Source organism: Streptomyces sp. NPDC001787 (genome assembly GCF_040297465.1).
Lineage (GTDB): Bacteria > Actinomycetota > Actinomycetes > Streptomycetales > Streptomycetaceae > Streptomyces.
This window is the reverse complement of record NZ_JBEOZE010000015.1, coordinates 55475-77564: the sequence shown is the minus strand read 5'-3', so window position 1 is coordinate 77564 and position 22090 is coordinate 55475. Positions and strand designations below refer to the sequence as shown.

Genomic DNA, 22090 nt, shown 5'->3' with positions numbered 1-22090 from the left:
ACCGCTATCTCACGCACGCGAAACAGCCGGACCAGGTGGCGCCAGCTGCCCGCACCATCGCGGGAGATGCCCGCGCTCACCTCCGCGGACGAGCCCGTACTCCACGAACGTGACATCGAGCTGCTCCCGACGGGCCCCGAACCGCCGAGAGAGAACGGCCCTGCAACGGATGCGGCCGTTCCGCAGCGCTCAGCGGGGCTCCGATCGTGGCGGGTCGCCCCGCCACCAGGGCTTCGGTGTTGTCGCCGATCCGGTACGTGCGCCATGCCCGCACTCCGGGGAAGTAGCGCTGCCCGCTGCCCTTGAAGAAGACCGCCTTCCACTCAGACAATCGGCCACCGACCACGACAGCCACGTGCGGACGGTTCCCGGGGCAACGGTCGAGGGGCACGGGGCCCGGGGCGGCGAAAGCCGGCGCCGGTCGAACAGCTTCTCCATCGACCTGCGTCGCACCGCGGCTGAGCCGAGGCTGCGCCCGTCGACGTACAGGAGATCCAAGGCCACGATGTGGGGGCGGGAACGTGTCGGCCAACCGTGCCGCCCTCGCTTCCCGGCGGTGCATCTGAAGAAACTGAATCCCGCGTCATTGGTCGCACCAGTGTGCAGCTCCGCAAGGTGGATGCTGCTGAAAGTGCACCTCAGAGTCGTGATCATGGCGAGTGGTGCACAACCCCCAGGTGGTGTCGGTCAGATTGTGCATGCGCGTAATGGTGGTGCATTGAGCATATGCATAACGTTGCCGGTGCAAGCTCAGCTAGGCCCCGAAGTCCCGCGGTGCGCACGGCACTTGCCGAGCACGGCCACAATGCGGGACACCTCGCACGAGGAGTGCGGGGTCTGGGCCGCAGACTTGAAAGAAGAAGGCAGCTGGGTGTGCACGGCGGAAAACGCCGCGAACACCAGGAGGCGGGTGCCGGGGGACTGGTTGGAGCCACGTCCTCCGGATCACCCGCCGCCAGTGCACAACCAGGCCCCTGCACAGGGCATGCGCAAAACGACTCTCGGCAGAGTCACCACCAGCAGATCCGAAGAACTCACTGGGGTCTTCCGCCAACGTGTTGGACCACGTCGGCGCAGCTCAGGATAGACCAGCGCGACCCGCTGCAACAGCGTCGATCGTCGGTCTTCCTGGTGCCGGACCCCCTGAAAATCCGGGGCGAAACGTATGCAGATGCACCTCACCACTTATCCGGCAGATCGCACAGACGTGATGCCGGCGTATGGCAACCGGCGCTCCCTCCTGAAGCCGGGCCGTACCCAGGACCTCGGCGCCTCCAGGCTCAGCGGCTAGCACCCGCCCGCCCGGCGCCCAGCAGAGCCGCTCGCGGATTTAGCAGATTCGCGGCTGGCCACCGCCCGGGGAAGATCCGCTTCCCCTGAGCGACGGCGCGCGGCAGGAGCCAGGCGGCCTCCCAGCAGCTGCTCCTGCCGCGCCGCACAACGCACCCCGCCATCGGGATGCCAGCGCCTCCACGCTCGGCGCCGGCATGTCCCGCCTCTGCCGTGTCAGCGACAGCACCCTCGTTTCCCTGCTGCTCCAGCGTGGCGCCCGCTGTGCCCCGTGCCCGGCAGCGTCAGCCGGGCCAAGACGAGCGGCCGCATATCCGCACGCTCGACATCGGGCCGGCCCAGTAGGGCCCGCGGCAGGTCCGCAGCGAAGGCCTCTACCAGCTGGCCGTCTGATCCCGCTGGACCACGGCACGAAGGAACTACCGACCCGCTCCCCGAAGGGCAACATGACTTCCGCTCTCCGCTCGCAGCAGTCCCGCTCCCGTCGCGTCATCCGCGTGGCCGCGTCGTCGGCCGTCGCTTTGTTCGCCGCCACCAGTGTCACGCTCACGAGTGCCGCGACCGCCTCGGCGGCGAGCTATCGCTGCAAGACCAGTAGCGCCTCCGTCGACAACCCTGCCTACTCAGGGCCCTGGGCCGACAACTACAACTTCGACGTCAGCCTCTGTGCCAAGCGTTCCGGCGGCTACATCTACGCCTACGCAAAGGTCAACTTCGAAGGGCCCGTCGCGTACGTCAACATGACGGACACGCTCGATGGGGCACGCTTCCACCTCCAGACCAAAAAGTCCGTCTCCGGCCCCGACCCGGTCGTCAAGTCGGCGAACTTCACCGGCCTCGAGTACAAACTCGAGCACGGCAACACTGCAGGCAACGGCAGCTACACGACCGGGACGATCAAGTACAAGGCCGGTTCGGGCCGATACCTCGCCGACGGCATCATCCAGCTGGACTGGAACAGGGACGGCAAGGGCTACCGCAGCACGAACTTCAGCGCGTCGCCGACCGTGTAGAACCACCCAGCTCCCGGCCCCGCGGCGCTCCTTCCGCCGCGGCCGGCATCAAGCGCAGTCAGGCCCTCGCTTCCACCCCCCTGGGGCGAATCCCCCGCCTTACCGGCGCGGGTACGGGCCAGCTGCTCAGTGGGGGCGTCGCCCGTTCCGCGGCGACGCCTCCACCTCCCCCGTCCGGCGCCCGAACCAATTGACGCCGTTCGCCACCAGGAACGTCTCAGATCTGCCTTCCTTGGAGCGTCTGTGTCAGCCACCATGCCCGCCCCCCTCAAAATCTCCGGGCCGCCGGCGCCAGGGCGTTGGCCACCCGCGATCTGGGCACTACTCCTCACCACGTTTGTCGCGCGCAGCTTCGGATTCGCCTACCCATTCCTCAGCTATCGCCTCAAGGAAGACCTGGGCTACAGCACCCAGGCAGTCGGCCAGGTCCTCGCCGTGTTCGGTCTGGGGTGGCTCATCGGCCAACTGCTCACCGGGTGGGCATCCGACTCCTTCGGCCGCCGCCGCACGCTCGTGGCCGCGCTGGCCACGGCCGCTGTATGCCTACCGCTGATGGCCCAGGCTCACGCGTTCACCGCCGTCTGTGCAGGGTCGCTGATCGCCGGTGTCGTCTACGACGCGCCGAGACCGGTCGTCTCCGCAGCCATAGCTGACCTGATCACCGATGACGGGCAGCGCGCCGCAGTGAACGGATGGCGCCACGGCGCGGTCAACATCGGCGCAGCGATCACCGGCGCGGTGGGAGGACTCCTGGCGGGCCCCCTCGGCTTCCAAGTTCTCTTCTGGTTCAATGCCGCCGCCTGCGCCGTCTGCGCCGCGATCACGTACCGCTATCTCAGCCCCGACGTCGTCGTCGGCCCGAAAACAACTGCAGAAAGCAGCCTGGGAAGGTCCGCCCTGCGCGATGCACGGCTGTGGCTGCTGTGGGCGGCCAGCACGACCGCCCTGACCTGCGCCGCCAGCATGTTCACCGCGCTGCCGATGCTGATGGAGCACGACGGGCTCGCGGCCAGCGCCTACGGACTGACCCAGGTCGCCAACGCCGCGGCCGTTATCGTCTTCACCCCTCTGCTCACTCCCTGGCTCAGCCGGCGGTGCGGCGGACAACGACCCATGCTCGGGATGCTCGCCACCAGCGCCCTACTACTGGGCGTGGGCATGGGAGGCGCTGGCCTGGCGGACACGACCATCGGCTACAGCTTCGCCGTCGCCGTGGCCGTCCCCGGCGAAATCGTCTTCTTCATCGCCGCATCCGATGTCCTGAACAAGATCTCCCCCAACGAAGCCCGAGGCCTCTATGCCGGGATCTGGGGTTCCTCCCTGGCCATCGCGGTGATCATCGCCCCCGTTCTGGCCGCAGTCTCCCTGACCACGGGCGGCGGCAGCCTCGCCGCGCTCACCATGCTCACCGCCGGCGTCCTGGGCGCCACCCTGTGCCTGCCGCTCATGGGCCTGACCCACCACCGCCCGGCCACCACAGTGCCCACCCCGATGATGCCCGCCGCCTCCTGACCCCGCCGAACCGGAGAACCGACCATGAGCCTGACCGCCGTTCACCCCAACGTCCGCTCGCTGAACAGCTCCTGGCACTCCTCGGTGGCCTCACTCCCCGCCGAGCGCCGCGCGGCCACCCCTTTCCACAGTCGTGAGTGGGCCGCTGCCTGGCAGACAGTGCGCACCGAGCTCGTGCGCGGCCGCCACCATCTCTTCATCCAGGACGGGCCGCGCCAGCACCGCATGTCCTTCTACCAGGTCAGCAACAGTCCGCTGTGGCGCGCCATGGAGGGTCAGGCCGGCGCCGCCCGCCCCACTTTCGAAGCCGACGTCCTCTACGGCCCGTCGATCTACGGCGAGTACGGCGGTCTCCCCGGAGCGACCGTCTCCGTCCTCACCGAAACCGTCGACCGAAGCCGCGCACTCGCCCACGATCTCGGGACCGAGGCGGTGGTCATCGCGAACATCCCGCCAGCGGAGCGCACACTGTGGCGCGAAGCCCGACCCCCCGACGCCGAAGTCGTCCTGTACTGGGCCCACCGCGCCCAGGTAGGGGCCTCCGTCGACGAGTTCATCGCGAACTTCCCCTCCAGCAGGACCGGCCGCGAATTCCGCCGCCAGCACCGCCGCGGCAACGAGGCCGGCCTCACCCTCAGGATCGCCAAGGGGGCTGATCTCCTGCCCCGCCTAGGGGAGTTCACCGCCCAGGCCCGGGCCACCAACGAACGCCACAGCCCTGCCCTCTACGGCGCCGACATGCTCGCCCCCCTCACCCGCGTACCCGGCGCCGTCGCACTGCTCGCCGAGTACAGCGACGGCACCCTCGCCGGCGGCTTCTTCTGCTTCCGCTACGGCTCCGCCCTCTACCTGTGGACCGCCGCGATCGACCAGACCCGCGAAACGGACCTGCACACCTACGGCTGGCTGATGTACGAGAGCGTCCGCTTCGCTGCCGCCACCGGAGCCAGCGTCCTGGACGCCGGCCGCGGCAACTATGCCTACAAGGCGAGTCTCGGGATGCTGCCCGTCGCCTTGACCTCAGCGGTCTACCTCACACGGCCCAACCCTCACCTCGTCAGCCGCCTCGGCGCGCTCCACACCGGGCTCAACCAGCACGTGCTGCGCGCCTGGAACAGGGCCTGACCCCGCCCCCTCTCCAGAAAGGCACCACCCGTATGGACAGCATCACCACGGCTCCCGCCCCGCTCAAGGGCCGCGCCACACGACGCCTCGGCCTCGCGATCGCCGCCGTAACCATGGGGCGGCGGCCACCCTCGTCGCAGCGCCGTCCGCCAACGCCGTCGGCGCCTCCGCCTGCAATCACGGCGGGGCCATCGGGACCTGGAAGACGACCGCCAGCAACCTCAATCTCCGCAACGGTCCGGGCACCAACTACTACTCCAAGGGACAGCTCACCAAGGGCACCGTGATCAACATGAAGTGCACCTGGCTCCGCAAGGACGGCAAGGACTACTGGTACTACGGCCAAGTCCGCACGGGCGTCCACAAGGGCGCCTGGGGCTGGATCTTCTGGAGGTACGCCGCTATTGCCTGACCTCCGGCCGAAGCCCCGCAGGTCACCAGCTCGGTCGACCGCAGTCCCCGCGCGCACCAGCCACCGAAGGCCACACCGCCGCGCACCTCCGCTCCACTGAGGCGAACGGAAAGCCGCACCCATGAACCCTTCCGGCTCCAACCCACCCTCCGAGGCGACCACCGGCGCCCGCAGACACGGCCCAGACCCCTCGAAGGTGCCACTGCTGGTCGTCCTGGGTGCCGGCAGCCACACCTGGTTCGGCTACGGACTCAAACAGATCGCCGCCCGCCATCCCGTCGCCCTTCTCGACGACCGGCCACCCGCCTGGGCCGAACCGCACGTCACCGTCTTGGTCGCGGTGGACCTGACGGACACCGAAACCGTCACCGACGCGGTGGCGACTCTCGCCGCCGAACGAAACGTGGTCGGAGTGCTGACCTACATGGAGAACCACGTCGTGCTCGCGGCCCGGCTCGCGGACCGTTTCGCGCTACCCGGCAACGCTCCCGCCGCGGTGGAGGTCTGCCGGGACAAGCACCAAATGCGCTCCCTGCTCGCCGCCGCCGGCGTGCCCTCCGCCCGCTCCTACCTCGTGGCGGATGCCGAAATCGCCGTCGTGTACTCCGTCCTGCTCGGCGGAACGGTCGTCATCAAGCCGCGCTCCCTGAGCGGAAGCGCTGGGGTTCACCGCGCGGACACGCCCGACCAGGTCCGCCACGCTTTCCAGGCCGCCGAGGAAGCGTCCCTGCTCGGCATCGAGCGCACCGGCGCGACCGGCGTGCTGATTGAGGAGTATCTGCAGGGCCCCGAAGTCAGCGTCGAGTGTGTGGTCCTCGGCCACGGCACTGGCCACATCGCCGCAGTCACCCGCAAGTACCTCGGAGACGAACCGGCCTTCCAGGAAGTGGGTCACCTCGTGGACCCCACCGACCCCCTCCTGGCCGACCCCCGGATACGCGACGTAGCCCTGGGCGCCTTGACGGCCGTCGGCATCTCCAGCGGCGTCATGCACGTGGAGATGCGACTCACCCACCAGGGCCCGCGCACAGTCGAGATCAACGCGCACCTCGGCGGCGACCTCATCCCGCACCTCGTCCACCTGGCCACCGGTCTCAACCTGCCGCAGATCACCGCAGACCTCGCCATGGGCGTCGACCCCGAACTAGTTCCCAGCCAGAGCCAGAGTGCCGCTGTCCGCTTCCTCTTCCCAGCCGTCACCGGCCACGTCACACCGGTGCACACCGGCGTGTTCGCCGCCTGGCTCGACCGCTTCGAGTGGACCGCCGCCCCCGGCAGCCGCGTTACCGCCCCGCCCCACGCCACTGTGCTGGACCGGACTGCGCTGGCCGTCGTCACCGGCCCCGGCCCGGATGCCTGCCACCGCCGGCTCCAGCTGGTCGAGGACCGCCGCGGCATCCACATCCAGGCCGACTCCGCCACCACCGCGCACGTCGCCTGATCTGCGTTGCGTACCCACCCGAGCACACCCCAGGAGACCCGCGCTATGGCCCTCACTGCGCCCGCCCCTGCAGTGGCCCCGCCCGTGTACCGAAGAGCCGCGGCCGCCATCGTCGCACCGGCCGACGCCGGCGACCTCTACCTTCCCGCACTGGCCCGGCACGGCTGGACCTCCGTGGCGGTCACCACCCCCACCGCCCACCCGCCCGCAGACGGCTACCTCCGACACCTCACCCACCGCGGAGGCCTGCGACGCACCGCCGCCCACCTCGCCCGCCTCGGCGTGCAGGGCGTCATCGCAGGATCGCCGGCCGGCACCGAACTCGCCGACCGGCTCGCCGACCGCCTCCGGCTCCCCGGCAACGCACCCGCCACCGCCAGCGTCCGCCGCGACACCGGTCTCACTGGCGCCGCACTCCTGGACGCGGGGATCACCGCCGCACGAAGCATCCGCACCACCCGCCTGCCCGAGGCCCTGAACTGGGCCGCCTTCACCCAGGTGAGCGAACTGCTCCTCCAACACCCGGACCCCGCCCACCAGCACCCCGGCTACTTCTGCCGCACCGCCGACGACATCACCTACGCCTGGCACCGCCTTCAGCACCCGATCGGGCAGCCGCTCGTGCTGCGCGAGCACCTCGCCGGCACCCAGTACCGCATCCACACCCTGACCGGGCCCGGACACGACGGCAGCACCGGCCACACCATCAGCTCGATCTGGTCCGAGGTCCACACCTCCGGCCAACAGGTGTGGCGTGCCGACCTGTTGAGCCGCAACGGCCTGCTGGCACGCGCCCTCTCGCTCTACACGATGCGCGCGCTCAACGCCCTGGGCGTGCGCTACGGCCCCGCCCACGCCACGGTCACCTTCATCCCCGACCGCGGACCCGCCCTGCTGTCCCTGCGCACCGACCCCCACGCCGACTTCGCCTCCGACACGCTGCGCCGGGCCACCGGCCACGACCCCATCCGCGATACCGCGCTGCTGCTGACGACCGGCCGACGCTACGAGAGCTCTCCGCAGCGGCGGGCCCACGTCACGAAGGTCGCGCTCCTGCCCCAGCACGACGGCGCCCTGGACTCCGACCTGCTGCGCACCATCACCACCCTGCCGACGGTGGCCGTCACCACCGAACTGAACGCCGGGACCCCCGTGCGCTCAGGCGAGACCGCCGGATGGCTCCTCCTGGTCGCCGACGACAGCCGCGCCATCAACCAGGACCACCACGTGATCCGAGCCGCCGAGAACCTCGGCCTGTACGGGAGCCACGCATGACAGCCCTGCCCCTGACCCACGCCTCAGTCCCGGACGCCGTGCCCCTGCCGCCTGAGCTGCACATCGGGGATGGCCCGGCCGACCCGGCCGCGGACACCGCCCAACTTCGGGACCTTGCCGCCGCCCTGCGCAGGGAAGCTCCGCGCGTCCTCGGCTTCCCCGGCAACCTCGACTTCGACTTCTCCGACCTGGCCCCGGCCCTTTCGGTCCTGATCAACAACGTCGGCGACCCGGCCAGCGCCGACGCGAGCGACGTCCACACCAAGGCTTACGAACAAGCGGTGGTCCGCTTCCTGGCGCAGACCGCTGGCGCCGACCCTGATGACGTCTACGGCTACGTCACCACAGGCGGCACCGAGGGCATCCTCCTGGGACTGGCCACCGCCCGCCGTCACCTCCCCCATGCCCACGTATACGCCTCCGATCAGGCGCACTACAGCGTGGCCAAGGCCGCAGACCTCCTCGGACTCACCCTGGTCACGCTGCCCAGCAACGACGACGGCACCCTGAACTCCGAGTCGTTGAAGGTCGCCTCCTTCTTCCACCGCCGTGTGCGCCCCCACGGCGGCCGAGGGCCGGGCGCCATCGTCGTGGCCACCATCGGCACTACCATGCGCGGCGCCTACGACGACGTCACCGAACTCCGCAAATGGGCCGGGGCGGCCGGCGGAATCTACGTCCACGCGGACGCCGCCTCCGGCGGACCGATCGCCGCACACGCGCCTTCCGCTCCACGCTGGAGCTTCGCCCACGGAGCCGACTCGATCAGCATCAGCGGCCACAAAGTCATCGGCGCCCCGGTGCCCTGCGGCGTTGTACTCGTCCGCAAGAACCTCGTCGAAGAGCCGACCATCGCAAGTGAGTACACCAACGCCTCCGCGCGGACGCTGGGCTGCTCCCGCAGCGGGCTCGCCGCCCTGTTCCTGTGGTCGGCGCTGCGCCGGCTCGGCCACACCGGACTGCGTACCCACATTCTGCGCTGCCTGGAAACGGCCCAGTACGCCGTCGACCAGCTTACCCGGGCCGGCGCCCGCCCCACACGCACCACCGACTCCCTCACCGTCTGCATCGACCGCCCCGCCGAATGGATCGTCCGCAAATGGCACCTCGCATGTGAGGGCAATACGGCCCATCTGATCACCGTCGGACACGTCACGCGCACCACCATCGACGAGCTCTGCCGCGACCTGCGCACGCCGTGACCAGCCCGTCCAGAACTCAAGAGGAAGGCCCGCGCATGCCCCTGATCACACCGAACACCGCCCAGCGCAATGTGATCAACACCTGGCTCGACAACTACGTCACGCGCCCGCACCCCCTGCTCGGCCGCGAGGGCGCCGTCTGCCCCTACGTCCCTGCTGCCCGCCGCCAGGGATCCGTCCTGATCCGGGTCGCCGCCACCCTCCCCGCCGGGGACCCGCGCCCCCGGGACCGTTTACTCACCACTCCCGATGCCGCCCGCACCTGGCTGCGATCCGTCTTCGACGACGCGCTCCAGCAGTTCGAGAACCACCCCTGGCCTCGTCGAGGCCGCCACCTGAACTCCCTGGTCGTCGTGCTCCAGGACCTCGGTCCCGAGCACTGGGCGGAAATCGACCGCTCGCACGCCGAGGTCAAGACCGAGGTCATGGCGCGCGGCCTGATGGCCGGCCAGTTCCACCCGCACTGTCCGGCCCCGGCCGCACACAATGCCGCCTTTCCAGTCAACTGCTCGCCCGTGCCGCTCATCGTCATCCGCCGGATGGCGCGCCATGACCACCTTTTCGCCGAGGACCCCATCCACATCCAGGCCTACGAACGCCACTTCCGCACCGACGGACCGGACAGCGCAGACCACCCTGACAGCAGCCCCCACTAACCGTCCTGACCTGGCTACCGGCACCCCACGCTCGCGAACCGCGTGCGGCCCTGTCCGCCACCGCGCACCTCGGCCTCGTTAAGACACCACAACTCCGAGAGCGCCTACAGGACATACCCAGCGGGAGCCAGCGGTTACGGCGAGGCCTGCGTAACGACCAAGCAGAGAAGTGGAGCGCGGACGCCATCGCCTACTACGAACCACCGACGACGAGAAGAGCGCTATGTCTGGAATCTGTTTAACACCACCGCAGAGTCCTGACCTCACTGCACAGGCCCGTTTGGTTCCGGGGTGCCGTCGTCCCACCCCGGCAGAGGACGAGCCCCCTCCCGCCACGACCCGATTGAAGGCCTTGCATGAACCGCACCCGGCAGACCGTCGTCGCCACGCTGATAGCCGGATCCGCCCTCCTCGGCATGGGCGCCTGCTCTGGCAGTGACGGCGACGAGCCCACCACAGCCGCGAAGGCCAGTCCCGCCGACGACACCTCCAGCAGGGCCTCCGCACCGGCCGCAACCGCGGCCGAGGACTCCCCGCAGACCGCCAAGGGGCCGGCCGTCGCCCAACTGCAGGGAGGCAACGGCATCGACGGACAGATCCACAGCGTCCAGCGCAAGGACGGCATGGTCATGGTGACGTTCGAAGTCACCAACCGCAGCGACCAGAACTACCTCACCGTCGACTGGCGCGACGGAACCGAGGTGTACACCCTGGCTGGCTCCTCGATCGTCGACCGCACGCACAAGAAGCGCTACATGGCCTTGGTCGACACGAACGGCCGCTGCCTGTGCAGCGAGCACACGGCCTCTATCGACAAGGGTCAGACCCGGCAGTTCTACGCACAGTTCGAGGCACCGTCCAATGACGTCAAGCAGGTGGACCTCGCTCTGGGCACCCTGAGCGTCGTCACCGTGCCCCTCCAGGAGGGCTGACCAGTGCGCTCGCGAACCGCCGTACTCGCCGCGGTGCCCGCCGTCCTCCTCATGTCGTCCGCACACGCACACCCGGACGACCGGAAGAACACCGCAGACATCCCGGCCCGCCACTACGGCATCGTCTCGCGCGTCGAGAGCCTGGACGGTACCGAGAGAACCGTGGACCAGGACAAGCGGGTCACCTACGGGGTGCAGTCGAAGGTCCTTTTCACCAAGGACAGCGGCCAGCTCTCCGAGCAGGCCCAGAGCCAGCTGGGCGACATCGCCTCGAAGATCGCCAAGTCGGGGACCGCTCAGCCGGTCCTGGTCAACGGCTACACCGACGACCTCGGCAGCGCCGAGCACGGGCTGTCCCTGTCCCGGAAGCGGGCGGAAGCGGTCCTCCAGGTCCTGGCCAAGGACCCGCGCCTGGCGACGATCCGCTTCAAGGCTGCCGGGCACGGCGAGAAACACCCGATCGCCGACAACAAGGACGAGAGCGGACGCGCGAAAAACCGGCGCGTAGAGATCGTCGTCACCCGCAGCTGACCAACAACGCCCCCGAACCACCGGCGGCAAGACCAGGTGGCCCCGCACCCGCCGTCCTCGACACACGCATCGGACTTCGCCATGCCTCTTCCCCTGGAAACACCAGGGCCCGCAGCGCACGCGCTCGACCAGATCTTCCACACGGCCCAGTCAGCCCAGCGTGCCGCACTCGCGGTGTACTACCCGGTCGGGTTCCCCGACTTCGAGCAGAGCCTGCACACCCTGCAGTCCCTCGCCCAGTACGCCGACGTCGTCGAAGTCGGCCTGCCCTACAGCGACCCGATACTGGACGGTCCCACGATCGCGCAGGCCACCCGCCAGGCGCTGTCCTCCGGATTCCGGCTGGCGCACCTGTTCACCGCCATCCGTGAGATCCGAGCCAGCTCCCGAGCCGCCGTCCTCGTCATGACGTACTGGCAGCCCGTCGCCCACCGCGGCGCGACACGCTTCGCGGCCGAACTGGCCGAAGCAGGCGCAGCGGGCGCGATCATCCCAGACCTCCCCCTCGAAGAAGCCGGCCCCTGGCTCACCGCCGCCCGTCACCACGGCCTCCATACCGTGCCCGTGGTCGCACCCAACGCGAGCGATGAACGCCTAGCCCGAATCTGCACCACCGCGGGCGGCATGATCTATGCCCCGGCCGTCGCCGGCGTCACCGGCCATACGGGTCCTCTCGCCTCGGGCCTTCCCGCCTTCGTCACCCGGCTGCGCGCCCTCACCGGCCTACCCATCAGCGTGGGCATCGGGGTGTCGAGCGCCGCACAGGCCCACCAGGCCGCCCAGTACGCCGACGGCATCATCGTCGGCTCCGCCCTGATCCGCCACATCCAGAACGCCACAGGACCCCGCGGGACCCGCGCCGCCCTCGCCCTGGCCCGCGACCTCGCACACGGCGTGCACCGCCTGCCCGCCGCCGCATAGCCCCCGAACCCGTACACCACACAAAGGAGCTCACCGGCGTGCCAACCGCGACCGCACCGAGCCGGCCTCTGGACAAAGAGGTCAGCTCGCCCGCACCCGGCGCTGCAGCAGGAAGACTGCGCCGCATGGGCCAGGGGCTCGCCCTGCAGATCGCCGCCATGCCCGCAGTCGGTCTCCTGATGCGCCTGGGCCAGGACGACTTGCTCGGCCGGTTCGACTCCTGGCACCGAGTGGCGGCGATGCTCTCGGCAGCGGGCGGAGCGGTTCCTGGCGATTGCTCCGCTGGCCCACAAGAAGGAGAGCCTGGTGAAGAACTCGGCCCTGCAGATAACCCCCGGCGACTCCGAATCGCTCTACAACAAGACCCCCCCCGTGCGGTCGTGGTCACCAGCTTCCAGGGCGAGGCCGTCGTCCACCTTCCCCTCCAGGGCAAGCCGGAGATCCTCGACTACCGCTACTCCCTGGTCGATTCCCGGTGACCGTACCCAACTCACCACGATCAAGGGAGACTGCGGTGCCCCTGGCCCTCTCGCTAACCACCGACATCCACGAGACGATCATCGTTCTCCCGGGCGGCGGGATCCACGCCCAGGGCCTGCTGCACGAAGGCCCCGAGCCGGCGGAGAGCCTCATCGAGGATGTATGCAGCCCGCTGCGCACCGCGGCCGCCCAGCAGAGCAGGACCATCCGTCTGAGCATCGGTCATCCCGACGGCCGCGTCGAGCAGCACCAGATCGCAGCCGACGGCACGATCCAACCCGCCCATCGTCCGGAGCCGACCGCCAACACCACCGATCCGATCTGGGCCCAGGGCATTCCGGAGGGCACCGATCTCCTGGACACCGTTCGCGCAGCCCATCGGGCCGGACAATGGCGCGCGGCACAGCAAGCCGCCTACCGTGCCACTCAACACCTCGCCGCCCAGTACGGACGCGACCACCCGTACGCGGGCATGGGCGTCGAGCTGCAGGCGTACTTCGCCCTGATGGCCCAGGACCACGCGGCCGCGGCCACCCTCTACACCGAGTCCGCCGTGGCGATCCACCGGCTCGGCGGCCCTCCCTCGCAGATCCGCCACTGCTTCGCGAGTGGCGTCTCTGCCTGGCTCCACTCCGATCGCGACACCCGTCCCGGCGGCACGGGCTTCGCCCTCGCCCATGCCCTGATCCGCATCACCCCCCGCGACGATGCAGCCCTTGCCGCCCTGCTGCGCCGGCTCTTCAGGGAGCGGTCGTGATGACCGTCTCCGCGCCGCTGCCGCTTGGCTCCCACGCCCCGCCGCGCTACCGGAACGTCACCGGCGGCGGTGGGGTCCGCACGGGACGACCGCGACGCCCCGATCCGCTCACACCGCCGGACACGCTGACGCCACGCTTCACACACGCCGCCGCGCAGCTCCCCCGGATGACTCAGCACGCTCCGAGACCGAGCGCCACTCCCTTCACCGAGCCCGCCGCCGACCTGGTCATCGAGCCGGTCACAGCGTGGCCGACACGCAACAGCAGCTGGCTCAACAGCCCCTTCCGCGTTCCGATGGACCACCTCGCGTGACTACGTCTGCCCACATCACACCTTTTCCGGCCCCGACTTCCTCCCGGGAGGACTCCCCATGACCGCTCCAGCCGCGCAGCCCAGCCCCTTCGACCCCGCGTATGCCGGTCAGGATGGGGTTCAAGCGCCCGCCCATCACCCCGGCTGGCAGCCGGCCGTGCCGGCCTGCCGTCTCTGCGGCGCGCAGCCGGCCGCTGCTGTCGCCGTCCGGGCGCACCAGGGACTGCTCCTGATAATGCGATTCCACAAGATCGACGGTCCGTTCTGCCGGTCCTGTGGCACCGCTGTCGTGCGTGCGCTGACGACCAAGACGCTATGGCAGGGATGGTGGTCCCCGTTCTCTCTCGTCTTCTTCAGCCCGTTCACCCTGGTCTGGAACCTTCTCGCCAGCCGCAAGCTCGCTGCCCTGCCGGCACCTGGGCCCCCCGCGCTGGGAGCCGCCCGCGTTCAGGAGGGGAAGCCCGTCCACCAGCGGCCGATGGCGTACGTCGCGATCGTTCCCCTGATCTGGGCGGTGTGGTTCATCACCGGCATGATCACCCACGCGTGAACGCCCGAGCGCGCAGGCCGTACGCATCCTGCCCCTGCCCGAGAACGGGGGACAGAAGCAGGGGCGAGGTGCGGGGCGGTCCCTATTTCGTAGAGAGCGCACGCAAGCGCCAGTGAAGGCGTGGAGGACAGGACAGTGAAGAAGAAGGCGGCGCCCATACCCGGCACAGCGGCGGTGCCCGTCACTGACCCGAGCCTTCCCGAGAGGGCGCGGAAGTTGCTCCACGAGGCGCAGAGGCATCCGTTCCGCTACGCAGGCGGCGAAAGGAGCCCTTGGCGGGCAGCAGTGCCCCAGTTGGTCCGCGGCGCCATTCTGATGGCAGCGGTCGCCCTGATGTGGTGGATCACCGGCAGAGGCCAGGCGCAACCCGACGAAGTACGGGGGGTCTCCGATGTCTTCGACCAGGCCGTGCAGGACCTCTTCGAGACGCTGCACAGCGGGATCGAGGGGGTCTGGTCATTCGGTGCTACCGGAGTGGCCCTGATCGGCGGCATCACGGCGATGGAAACGGCCGGCCGCAACGCGACGTTGCGGGAACTGGCCGAGGCCAGAAAGAGGTACGTCCAGCCCTCGGATCTGGTGAAGGAGGCCCGCACGCTCCTCGCCCGTGCTCAGCAGGCGAAGAAGACCGTCTTCGCCTCCTCCGTCCACCGCTGCGACCTGATTGATCGCCAGTGCAACGAGGTAGCTCTCCCGCGTCAGGAGTGGGAGATCGCCGAAGCGTTGCTTGAGTACAGCCGTCTGATGAAGGCGGAACCCGATGATCCCCGGAGCAGCAGGGTCACCGCCGTCCTGCAGCTGCGCCGGAGGTCTCTCAAGACCAGCCTGGGCGGAGTTGAGCGGCGGGTCCTGGCCCTGGAGGCGTACGCCGGCGAAGTTTCCGAGGCCGACGATCGCTATCGGGAGCTGCAGCAAATACAGCAGCTCACCAAGGGCAGCGAGGACGTACTTGAACTGCTGGCCCGAACCGCACGCGACGATCTCGCCGTGGCGGAGATGGAAGGGATGAACACCGAGGCCGTCGCCGTTGCTGCCACCTTCACCGCCGCCCTGGAATCCGCCAGGGAGGCCGCCGTCATCGCCCTGCCCGTTCTCCCCAGGGCTGCCTGAATCGGGCTGCGCTGATCGTGGTTGCCCACGGCGGAATTGGGGGGTGGGCTCGCGGCGAAGCGTGTCGTTGGCCCGGGGGCGGAACAGCTTGCAGGTTCAGCGCCTGGAGCTCATGGCGTGTTTACGCGGTGGGGTCGAAACCCTCAGCTTCATCGACGAGGCACTCCCCGGGAGCCAGCCCCTCGTACGCCATCTGTACGGTGTCCCGGTGACGGTCGACCAGGTATTCGCACGCCCACCAGCCGCCGGCGCGCCCGTTGAGCAGGATGTTGATGGCTTCCTGGTCTCCGTCGTCGACGGTGTGCGACTCCTCGATCTCGAGAGTGTCGGCGTCCCAGCGGCCGATCAGGAGCACGGACATGGAATGTTCCTTTCTTCGATGGGGCCGGGCGGTTGGTGGCGGCCCGGCCCCACATGCGGCGTGGTCAGAGGCCGACGGAGCGGAGGTACGCGTCGATCCGGGCTGCCTGCTGGGCATCGAGCTCGGCGTCGCTGTCGGCCGGGACGTCCGAGAGCCAGCCGCTGACGGCATCGGCGTCCTCGCCGTAGCACTCGTTCACGACGGCATCGAACGAGGCCTCGGGGTCATCCAGAAGTGTCAGGACGGCGTTCACCGCCAGGTTGTCGATGTCGTCCGCGTGCTGCTCGCGGATCGTCCGGGCGGCGTTGTCGACACCCGCGTTCACGGCGGCCGAGACCTGTGCGCGGCTGTAGTGCATGCCCGCGTACAGGTCCGACGTGTCCTCGACCTCTTCGCCCCTGTCGTCGGCCGCCTGCGCGGCCGCGATCTCAACGTGCCGGGCGTACACATCCGCCCACGGCGCTCGGGTGCTGTCGAGGTAGGTCAGGGCGGCGGCCGTGGCCCAGGTGAAGCGCTCGGCGGTGACGGGGCGGCCCGACTCGTCTGCGGCCATCTCCATTCCCGCTTCGAGTGCGGCGACGATGTCGGGGTGGGTGAAGGTGCTCGTTATGACTGTGGTGCTCACGGTGTTCCTTGATTCGGGTGTCGCGGTGGTGCGTTGTGCGAGGGCCGGCCTGGCATTGTCCGGCCCGGTGCGCGGTCCGGTCCTGCGGCGCGCTGGGGCTGTGTGGCTCAGACGAACGTGGGCAGCGCGGAAAGCATGAGGTCGATACCGACCCCGCAGACTCCGGCCCTGACCGGCGTCGTCGGTCCGGTCGGGCCGTTGATGTCGTGGGGCATCACCCAGCCCTGGAGCGGGCCGCCGTCTGCGTCCGAGAACCGGACGTGGCCGTCTTCGTCGGCCTCGACGGTATGGGGGAAGGTCGCGACGATTCGGCGGGCCGCGCCGCCGCAGCCGCGCGGCGGGCGGGACCGGACATGGCCCGGGCCCGGATGCGGAGGGAGGAACGGGGGGAGGAAGCGCTCCAGTGCCCCCAGACCTCCGCTGAAGCTCACCGAGCCGGTGGGCGACGTGCCACGCAGAACGAAGCGCACGGACGCATTGCCGCACTGCCAGGACAGGCCGGTGGCCTCGTCAGCCTGGTCGAACCGCACGGCAGGTGTGCCGAGTTCGCGGAGCAGAGCGTCGATCTCGGAGAGGTGCTGGAGTCGGTGCTGCTGTTGCTGAGGGGGTGACAGGCGGATGATGTGGCGGTCGATGCGCGGCAGCAGCGAACGGAGCGCTGCTCCGGCGACCGCTGTAGGGGCGCTGCCTGCGACGGCGAGCGAGGTGTCGGAGGCGGGCGCCGCAGCGGTCAGCGTCGTGTTGCCACTGTCGGTCAGGAGGATGAGGAAGCGGCGCTGGCCGTTGGCCAGGCGGGCGGCCGGGTAGTCCGGGTGGTCTTGGCGGGCGGCCGTGCGGACGGTCCATTCGTCTTGGTGGCGCTTGGGGAGCAGTGCGGCGACCTCGGCGGCGAGCGAGGTGGAAGCGAGGGGGCTGGTGTCCATGAATCTTCCTTGGTGAGGGACGACCGGAGATTGGCGAGAGGGCGGCGGGATCAGGACGAGGGATAGGAGGGCAGCCGGGTCGCGGGGGAGATCCAGGAGGACGGTGGTGTCGCCCTGGCCGCCCGCTCGACCCAGCCGGACGTGGCGATCTCCTCTGCCGCTGCGCGGAGGTCTTCGGCGGTAACACCGGTGCAGGGGTCGACGCGCTCACAGGCCGGGGACCGGGGTGCCGTGCCCCGCCCTGCGGGCGCATCAGATGTCAGGCCGACAGGGATGCGAAGGCGGCCTCGGCCTCCTGGACGGCGGTGAGGCGTGCCTGGGCTGCCGATTCCTGTCGGCGGAGTTCGACGACCGCGTCGACGGGAGCCTGGCGCAATTGGTCCACGCGGCTCTTCCCGGCGGCCAGGCGCAGCGCGTCCACATTGCTGTGATCGCGGTAGGCGATGGCGAGTGCCCGGATGGCGGTGCTGATCCATGCGGCGGTGCTCGCGGGTACGGACCGGTCGGGGGCGTCCGCCCGCTGAATGCCGGGGATTGCCGCCGGGAGGGCCGGGGTGAGCGACTGGGCGTCGGTGCAGTTCCAGGAGCCGCGCAAACGGATCCCGTTGACGACCGGCTCGTTCTCCCGGCCCGCACCGTCGGGGAGTGGGGTGGTTCCGAGCTGCACGCCTACGCCGCTGGGGAGGGCGTCACGGCTGTACCGGTCGGGGCCGACCGTGAAGGCTCCGCGCACGCGGCCACCGCCCGTCACGGTGTAGGTGATCGTTCCGTCGAGTGCGTTGAGCCGGGGGAGGGTCGTCATGATGCCTGTCGTGCCGTCGGCGGGATCGAGGTAGTCGATGTGGACCATGCGCGGCAGTGTGGGAAGCCGGGGTGCGTCGGCCTGGGCAACCGCCTCCAGCTGCTGGAGAAGGGTCCAGTGCGGTGCGATCTGGGCACGGATGGCGTCCAGTTCGCGCTCTGTGGCCTCGCGTGCTGCCTGGGCCGGGATGTCAGGCTGCTGCTGGGCGTGACGTACGGCGGCCCGGATGAGCCCCTCACGGTTCGGCCGGGTGGCCCAGTGAGTGACGACGGCGTGCACGACCTCGGCCAGGTATCGGTGCGTGCTGCGCGGGACGGTGCCCAGCGTTCCGTCTGAGCGGACCCACTGGCCGCGCGCAAAGAGCTGGTGGCGCTCGGGCAGAGCGTCGACCGCGAGTGGGCCGCATTCGCCGCGTACCCGGGTCCGGCGAATCCTGGGCTCGTCTATCCGCTCGGGCTGCGGCTGTGCGGGGTGGTCGCCGTAGACCACCCGGACGTGACAGGCGTCGGAGCCGGGGACCGTCTCGGGGACGACGATGAAGCTGCCGCGAACTTCGTCACCGGAGAGCTGATAGCGGGCCTGGCCGGTGAACCGGTCGAACGTCCCGACGGCGGGAACGGCGGCGTCGCGGATGGGGAGCTGGAGCTCGGTGGGGGAGTGGAAGGACAAGGGAGTCTCCTGGATCGGCGTTCGTCCCTCGGGGTGGGGCGGGGCCGTTGCAGCGCCCGTGCGTCACCGCCCCGAGTGATTCCAACTATACCGAAGTAAAGACAATTAAGCAATTATGTTCGGGGTGTTTCTGTACGGCCCGTATAGTGAGGGCTACCGACGCGGGGTGGAGCAGCTCGGTAGCTCGCTGGGCTCATAACCCAGAGGTCGCAGGTTCAAATCCTGTCCCCGCTACTCATCACTTTGGCCCCGGCGTCCGCGCCGGGGCCAAAGTCGTTCCGCGCCGAAAAAGTCGCGCCGTCGATGTCACACGGGCACCCGATTCGACACCTCTATGCGTAAGCGAGCACCCGCTCGGGCCGCTCGGAGCCATGGAGATGCCGTGACCGTCTGCTTCACCACCTACAACCTGCTCGATTTCACCGGCCGTGACGACCGCACTGATCGCCTCAGCCAGGCGGTCGCGGAAGCCCGGCCTGACGTGCTCGCAGTCCAGGAGATCGTCGCGGACACGGCCGCCGGCGCGGCTCGTCTGCTGCACCAACTCGCCGACTCCCTCGGCCTGCTGTGCACGGTCGACGCCCGGGGAACCACCGCCCTCGCCTCGGGCCAGCACCGTTATCACGTGGGGCTCCTCTGGCGTCCGGGCATCACCCCGGCCCCCGGCACCTGGCGGGCCTTTCAGGGCGGCGACTTCCACCACGCCCTGGCCCGCCTGCAGCTCGACGTCGGAGCCCGCGAGCCGGTCACATTCGCCAGCTATCACGCAGATCCGTTCCGGCCCGCGCGACGGTTCGACGAGGCCCACCGCGTCGTCGCCGCCCTGACCCGCCCGCCCGGGCCTGCCGCGATCGGCGGCGACTTCAACAGCATCTCCGCCGACCCCACAGCAAACGGCGACTACTACGATCCCGACCCCTACGCACATCAGGAGTGGTACGACGATCTGCTCTACCAGGTCGAGTGGAACGACGACCCCGACGCACCGCACCACGCCGACCGGCGCGCCGCACAGGCCCTGCGCCGAGGCGGACTTCTGGACGCCGCAGCGGAGTTCGACGCCCCGTGGCATCCCACCACCGGTCACTGGCCCGTCGGCGACCCCTTCGGGCCACGCCGCATCGACATGGTCCGCACGACCCGCCACCTGGTGCCCGCGCTGGCCGGCTACCGGGTGCTGCGCACCCCCGCAGCCTTGAGCGCATCGGACCATCTGCCGGTCAGTATCGACCTGGAACCTGCGCTGATCTCCAGCCGCCCGGGAAAGAGCACCCCAGGCTTCCGGCATCACACGCCCGTCCAGACCCACGGCGCCACGACCAACATCGTGGGACCCCACGCGCGCATCACGGGCCCCCTGATCCAGACGGGCAACATCGGCGAAATCCGGCTCCCGTGAACGCCTCTGCCGCTCGCACGGAAATGCCGGCGCTCACGCTCAGGCGGGAGCGAACCCCGCCGCTGCAGTTTGCGAGCCTTCCCCGCGCCGAATCCGACCAGGAGGCACCGTGACCACGATCCCCGCCCCCTCCACGGAAACCCCCACCCACCGCGCCAGCGCCGAAGATGCTGAGCGGCGCGAAACCCGGCACGCCGTACAGCGCCTCCTCCAGCAGGCCGAGTCCCTGCAGATCGGCAGCCCGACAGCAGCACTCGTCCGCTGGCGGGCCGCTTCCCTTGTCCTCATTCACACGGTCTGCCCGCCCGACCACATCGCCTGGCAGATGCTGTGCCCCGAAGCGCCCTGGCACCCCGCGGCCACAGCCGAAGCGGAGCGGGAGCAGGCATTCGCTGATGGGTGGGCCATCACGCGCGGTGTGCTGGAGGGACTCCTCCCCACCCTGACGGAAGCGGATCCGGGCCCGCAGCCGACAGCAGCGAGTCCAGGCGGGCGCCGGTGTCAGAGCGCCGACCGGACGGAGCCCCCCGCCCTCCGGCTGCCGGGCGATATCAACCTGGTGATGCTGGGCGCCCCGCAGGTCCACGGTGCGCAAGGACAGACAGGATCCAACCGCGTCTCGCGCCTGACCGAGTCGCGATCTGGCTCCATCTGCATCCTGGCGCCGACCACCACACCATGGACGACGCCCTGTGGCCCGACCGAATGATCCGCTCCGACACCCGAAACACCACGACGAGTCGCCTTCGAGCCTGGCTCGGCCCAGCCCACTTCCCCGTATGGACGCCCGCGACCAACTACGCTCTGGCGCCTTCGGTCACCAGCGACTGGGAACAGTTCCGCGCCCTGACCGCTGCCGCTCAAGGCGACGACTCCCTGGCCGGAACCCGGCGCCTGCGCGCCGCTCTGGAGCTCGTCCAGGGGCCACCCTTCGCCGATGTCATCCGTCCGGATCGGTACGAGTGGGCAGCCCCGTACGCCGTGGAGATGACCGCAGCTATCGCACGGGTCACACGCCGACTGACACGCCGCTACCTGGACGGCGGTGACCTCCCCGGCGCCCGGTGGTCCGTCCAACGCGGTTTCAGGGCGCTGCCCGGCGGACCCCAGCGCCACCAGGCCGCGCTCGAAGCCGTCACCGAGTCCTACTCCGAGCACGACGGCCTCCAGGAGCTGGCCGATCAACTGACGCAGGACCTCGTCCCCATGACTCCTCCACAGGCGACCCTCCTCCCGGAGCTCTTCCATCTATCGCGGATCGGCTGATGGGAGCCGAGAGCAGTTGCCGCGCGCCTCCGGCCGGCGCCTGCACCCCCGGTGGCCCGCGGGCGGGAAGCCCGCCGACAACCCTGCCGTCTGCACCACTCGACGGCCCGCAGAGTGGCCGACGGAAGGACTGTCAGTGGTGAATGACAGGGTTGGACCTGACCAGTCCCGTCGCCTCACGGCGACGAGACGATTCGAGATACGGAGTTTTTCATGAACCGCAGCGACCTGGTAACCGCGCTCGCCGACCGCGCCGAGGTGACTCGCAAGGATGCCGACGCCGTGCTGGCCGCCTTCGCCGAGGTTACGGGCGAAATCGTCGCCAAGGGCGACGAGAAGGTCACCGTCCCTGGCTTCCTCACCTTCGAGCGCACCCACCGTGCCGCCCGCACCGCCCGCAACCCGCAGACGGGCGAGCCGCTCGACATCCCGGCCGGTTACAGCGTCAAGGTCTCGGCGGGTTCCAAGCTGAAGGAAGCCGCCAAGGGCGCCTGAGCCCCCTGGCCGCGGGCCGGGCGCCGACT

At 69.7% G+C, this 22090-nt stretch carries 23 protein-coding genes and 1 tRNA gene; 20 read left to right on the top strand and 4 right to left on the bottom strand.

All coding sequences use genetic code 11. The features are described 5' to 3' along the window. The first annotated feature begins 1736 nt into the window (after nucleotides 1–1736). From ABT170_RS21280 to ABT170_RS21210, 15 genes are all read left to right on the top strand, one after another. Complete coding sequence (locus tag ABT170_RS21280; RefSeq protein ID WP_351869579.1) at nucleotides 1737–2303, top strand: hypothetical protein; 567 nt, start codon at nucleotides 1737–1739, stop codon at nucleotides 2301–2303. 243 nt (nucleotides 2304–2546) lie between these two features. After that, the gene (locus ABT170_RS21275; protein WP_351869578.1) at nucleotides 2547–3815 is read left to right on the top strand and encodes an MFS transporter; all 1269 of its coding nucleotides are present in this window, start codon (nucleotides 2547–2549) and stop codon (nucleotides 3813–3815) included. Nucleotides 3816–3839: 24 nt separating this feature from the next. Then, on the top strand, nucleotides 3840–4940 hold the full coding sequence (locus tag ABT170_RS21270) for a GNAT family N-acetyltransferase (RefSeq protein ID WP_351869575.1): 1101 nt from the start codon (nucleotides 3840–3842) through the stop codon (nucleotides 4938–4940). Between the two features lie 283 nt (nucleotides 4941–5223). Next, nucleotides 5224–5352, top strand: a complete 129-nt coding sequence (locus ABT170_RS21265) for a hypothetical protein (protein WP_351869572.1) — start codon at nucleotides 5224–5226, stop codon at nucleotides 5350–5352. Between the two features lie 121 nt (nucleotides 5353–5473). After that, nucleotides 5474–6793: an ATP-grasp domain-containing protein gene (locus tag ABT170_RS21260; protein WP_351869569.1), complete on the top strand. Its 1320-nt coding sequence runs from the start codon at nucleotides 5474–5476 to the stop codon at nucleotides 6791–6793. A gap of 45 nt (nucleotides 6794–6838) precedes the next feature. Further along, nucleotides 6839–8068 carry a glutathione synthetase gene (locus tag ABT170_RS21255; protein ID WP_351869566.1) on the top strand — a complete coding sequence of 410 codons (1230 nt, stop codon included), beginning with the start codon at nucleotides 6839–6841 and terminating at the stop codon, nucleotides 8066–8068. Next, complete coding sequence (locus ABT170_RS21250) at nucleotides 8065–9270, top strand: histidine decarboxylase (RefSeq protein ID WP_351869563.1); 1206 nt, start codon at nucleotides 8065–8067, stop codon at nucleotides 9268–9270. The genes ABT170_RS21255 and ABT170_RS21250 overlap by 4 nt, the downstream gene beginning before the upstream one ends. Before the next feature lie 35 nt (nucleotides 9271–9305). Beyond that, nucleotides 9306–9926: a DUF6875 domain-containing protein gene (locus ABT170_RS21245; RefSeq protein WP_351869560.1), complete on the top strand. Its 621-nt coding sequence runs from the start codon at nucleotides 9306–9308 to the stop codon at nucleotides 9924–9926. A gap of 356 nt (nucleotides 9927–10282) precedes the next feature. Beyond that, nucleotides 10283–10858, top strand: coding sequence for a hypothetical protein (locus tag ABT170_RS21240; protein ID WP_351869557.1), 576 nt, complete (start codon nucleotides 10283–10285; stop codon nucleotides 10856–10858). Nucleotides 10859–10861: 3 nt separating this feature from the next. Next, entirely contained in the window at nucleotides 10862–11389 is a 528-nt protein-coding gene (locus ABT170_RS21235; RefSeq protein WP_351869554.1) for an OmpA family protein, read from the top strand. Between the two features lie 81 nt (nucleotides 11390–11470). Then, complete coding sequence (gene trpA / locus ABT170_RS21230; RefSeq protein WP_351869551.1) at nucleotides 11471–12310, top strand: tryptophan synthase subunit alpha; 840 nt, start codon at nucleotides 11471–11473, stop codon at nucleotides 12308–12310. A 514-nt stretch (nucleotides 12311–12824) separates the two neighbouring features. After that, complete coding sequence (locus ABT170_RS21225; RefSeq protein ID WP_351869548.1) at nucleotides 12825–13547, top strand: hypothetical protein; 723 nt, start codon at nucleotides 12825–12827, stop codon at nucleotides 13545–13547. Then, nucleotides 13547–13861 carry a hypothetical protein gene (locus ABT170_RS21220; RefSeq protein WP_351869545.1) on the top strand — a complete coding sequence of 105 codons (315 nt, stop codon included), beginning with the start codon at nucleotides 13547–13549 and terminating at the stop codon, nucleotides 13859–13861. Before ABT170_RS21225 ends, ABT170_RS21220 begins: the two co-directional genes overlap by 1 nt. Nucleotides 13862–13919: 58 nt before the next feature. Beyond that, the gene (locus ABT170_RS21215; protein ID WP_351869542.1) at nucleotides 13920–14411 is read left to right on the top strand and encodes a hypothetical protein; all 492 of its coding nucleotides are present in this window, start codon (nucleotides 13920–13922) and stop codon (nucleotides 14409–14411) included. A gap of 315 nt (nucleotides 14412–14726) precedes the next feature. Beyond that, the gene (locus ABT170_RS21210; RefSeq protein ID WP_351869539.1) at nucleotides 14727–15521 is read left to right on the top strand and encodes a hypothetical protein; all 795 of its coding nucleotides are present in this window, start codon (nucleotides 14727–14729) and stop codon (nucleotides 15519–15521) included. 121 nt (nucleotides 15522–15642) lie between these two features. Here ABT170_RS21210 and ABT170_RS21205 read toward each other — a convergent pair whose 3' ends face one another. The 4 genes from ABT170_RS21205 to ABT170_RS21190 all read right to left on the bottom strand — a co-directional run bounded on the left by ABT170_RS21205 (nucleotide 15643) and on the right by ABT170_RS21190 (nucleotide 18901). After that, on the bottom strand, nucleotides 15643–15882 hold the full coding sequence (locus ABT170_RS21205; RefSeq protein ID WP_351869537.1) for a hypothetical protein: 240 nt from the start codon (nucleotides 15880–15882) through the stop codon (nucleotides 15643–15645). 64 nt (nucleotides 15883–15946) lie between these two features. Beyond that, the gene (locus tag ABT170_RS21200) at nucleotides 15947–16507 is read right to left on the bottom strand and encodes a hypothetical protein (RefSeq protein WP_351869534.1); all 561 of its coding nucleotides are present in this window, start codon (nucleotides 16505–16507) and stop codon (nucleotides 15947–15949) included. Nucleotides 16508–16614: 107 nt separating this feature from the next. Beyond that, nucleotides 16615–17430, bottom strand: coding sequence for a hypothetical protein (locus tag ABT170_RS21195; RefSeq protein ID WP_351869531.1), 816 nt, complete (start codon nucleotides 17428–17430; stop codon nucleotides 16615–16617). A gap of 259 nt (nucleotides 17431–17689) precedes the next feature. Beyond that, on the bottom strand, nucleotides 17690–18901 hold the full coding sequence (locus tag ABT170_RS21190; RefSeq protein WP_351869528.1) for a hypothetical protein: 1212 nt from the start codon (nucleotides 18899–18901) through the stop codon (nucleotides 17690–17692). Between the two features lie 160 nt (nucleotides 18902–19061). Between ABT170_RS21190 and ABT170_RS21185 the strand changes: the two genes are divergently transcribed. From ABT170_RS21185 to ABT170_RS21165, 5 genes are all read left to right on the top strand, one after another. Then, nucleotides 19062–19135: transfer RNA gene (locus ABT170_RS21185), tRNA-Met, on the top strand. 148 nt (nucleotides 19136–19283) lie between these two features. Further along, on the top strand, nucleotides 19284–20300 hold the full coding sequence (locus tag ABT170_RS21180) for an endonuclease/exonuclease/phosphatase family protein (protein WP_351869525.1): 1017 nt from the start codon (nucleotides 19284–19286) through the stop codon (nucleotides 20298–20300). 109 nt (nucleotides 20301–20409) lie between these two features. Continuing rightward, nucleotides 20410–21009 (top strand): hypothetical protein, encoded by a 600-nt coding sequence (locus tag ABT170_RS21175; RefSeq protein ID WP_351869522.1) that lies wholly within the window; start codon nucleotides 20410–20412, stop codon nucleotides 21007–21009. Continuing rightward, nucleotides 20979–21566 carry an AfsR/SARP family transcriptional regulator gene (locus ABT170_RS21170; RefSeq protein ID WP_351869519.1) on the top strand — a complete coding sequence of 196 codons (588 nt, stop codon included), beginning with the start codon at nucleotides 20979–20981 and terminating at the stop codon, nucleotides 21564–21566. Before ABT170_RS21175 ends, ABT170_RS21170 begins: the two co-directional genes overlap by 31 nt. 213 nt (nucleotides 21567–21779) lie before the next feature. After that, nucleotides 21780–22061, top strand: a complete 282-nt coding sequence (locus ABT170_RS21165; RefSeq protein ID WP_351869516.1) for an HU family DNA-binding protein — start codon at nucleotides 21780–21782, stop codon at nucleotides 22059–22061. The last annotated feature ends 29 nt before the right edge of the window (nucleotides 22062–22090 follow it).

Coding starts and splice junctions, on each gene's coding strand:
- ABT170_RS21280 (WP_351869579.1), top strand. CDS start 1,737: ATGACTTCCGCTCTCCGCTCGCAGCAGTCCCGCTCCCGTCGCGTCATC.
- ABT170_RS21270 (WP_351869575.1), top strand. CDS start 3,840: ATGAGCCTGACCGCCGTTCACCCCAACGTCCGCTCGCTGAACAGCTCC.
- ABT170_RS21260 (WP_351869569.1), top strand. CDS start 5,474: ATGAACCCTTCCGGCTCCAACCCACCCTCCGAGGCGACCACCGGCGCC.
- ABT170_RS21255 (WP_351869566.1), top strand. CDS start 6,839: ATGGCCCTCACTGCGCCCGCCCCTGCAGTGGCCCCGCCCGTGTACCGA.
- ABT170_RS21250 (WP_351869563.1), top strand. CDS start 8,065: ATGACAGCCCTGCCCCTGACCCACGCCTCAGTCCCGGACGCCGTGCCC.
- ABT170_RS21245 (WP_351869560.1), top strand. CDS start 9,306: ATGCCCCTGATCACACCGAACACCGCCCAGCGCAATGTGATCAACACC.
- ABT170_RS21240 (WP_351869557.1), top strand. CDS start 10,283: ATGAACCGCACCCGGCAGACCGTCGTCGCCACGCTGATAGCCGGATCC.
- trpA (WP_351869551.1), top strand. CDS start 11,471: ATGCCTCTTCCCCTGGAAACACCAGGGCCCGCAGCGCACGCGCTCGAC.
- ABT170_RS21220 (WP_351869545.1), top strand. CDS start 13,547: ATGACCGTCTCCGCGCCGCTGCCGCTTGGCTCCCACGCCCCGCCGCGC.
- ABT170_RS21215 (WP_351869542.1), top strand. CDS start 13,920: ATGACCGCTCCAGCCGCGCAGCCCAGCCCCTTCGACCCCGCGTATGCC.
- ABT170_RS21210 (WP_351869539.1), top strand. CDS start 14,727: ATGGCAGCGGTCGCCCTGATGTGGTGGATCACCGGCAGAGGCCAGGCG.
- ABT170_RS21205 (WP_351869537.1), bottom strand. CDS start 15,882: ATGTCCGTGCTCCTGATCGGCCGCTGGGACGCCGACACTCTCGAGATC.
- ABT170_RS21195 (WP_351869531.1), bottom strand. CDS start 17,430: ATGGACACCAGCCCCCTCGCTTCCACCTCGCTCGCCGCCGAGGTCGCC.
- ABT170_RS21170 (WP_351869519.1), top strand. CDS start 20,979: ATGGACGACGCCCTGTGGCCCGACCGAATGATCCGCTCCGACACCCGA.
- ABT170_RS21165 (WP_351869516.1), top strand. CDS start 21,780: ATGAACCGCAGCGACCTGGTAACCGCGCTCGCCGACCGCGCCGAGGTG.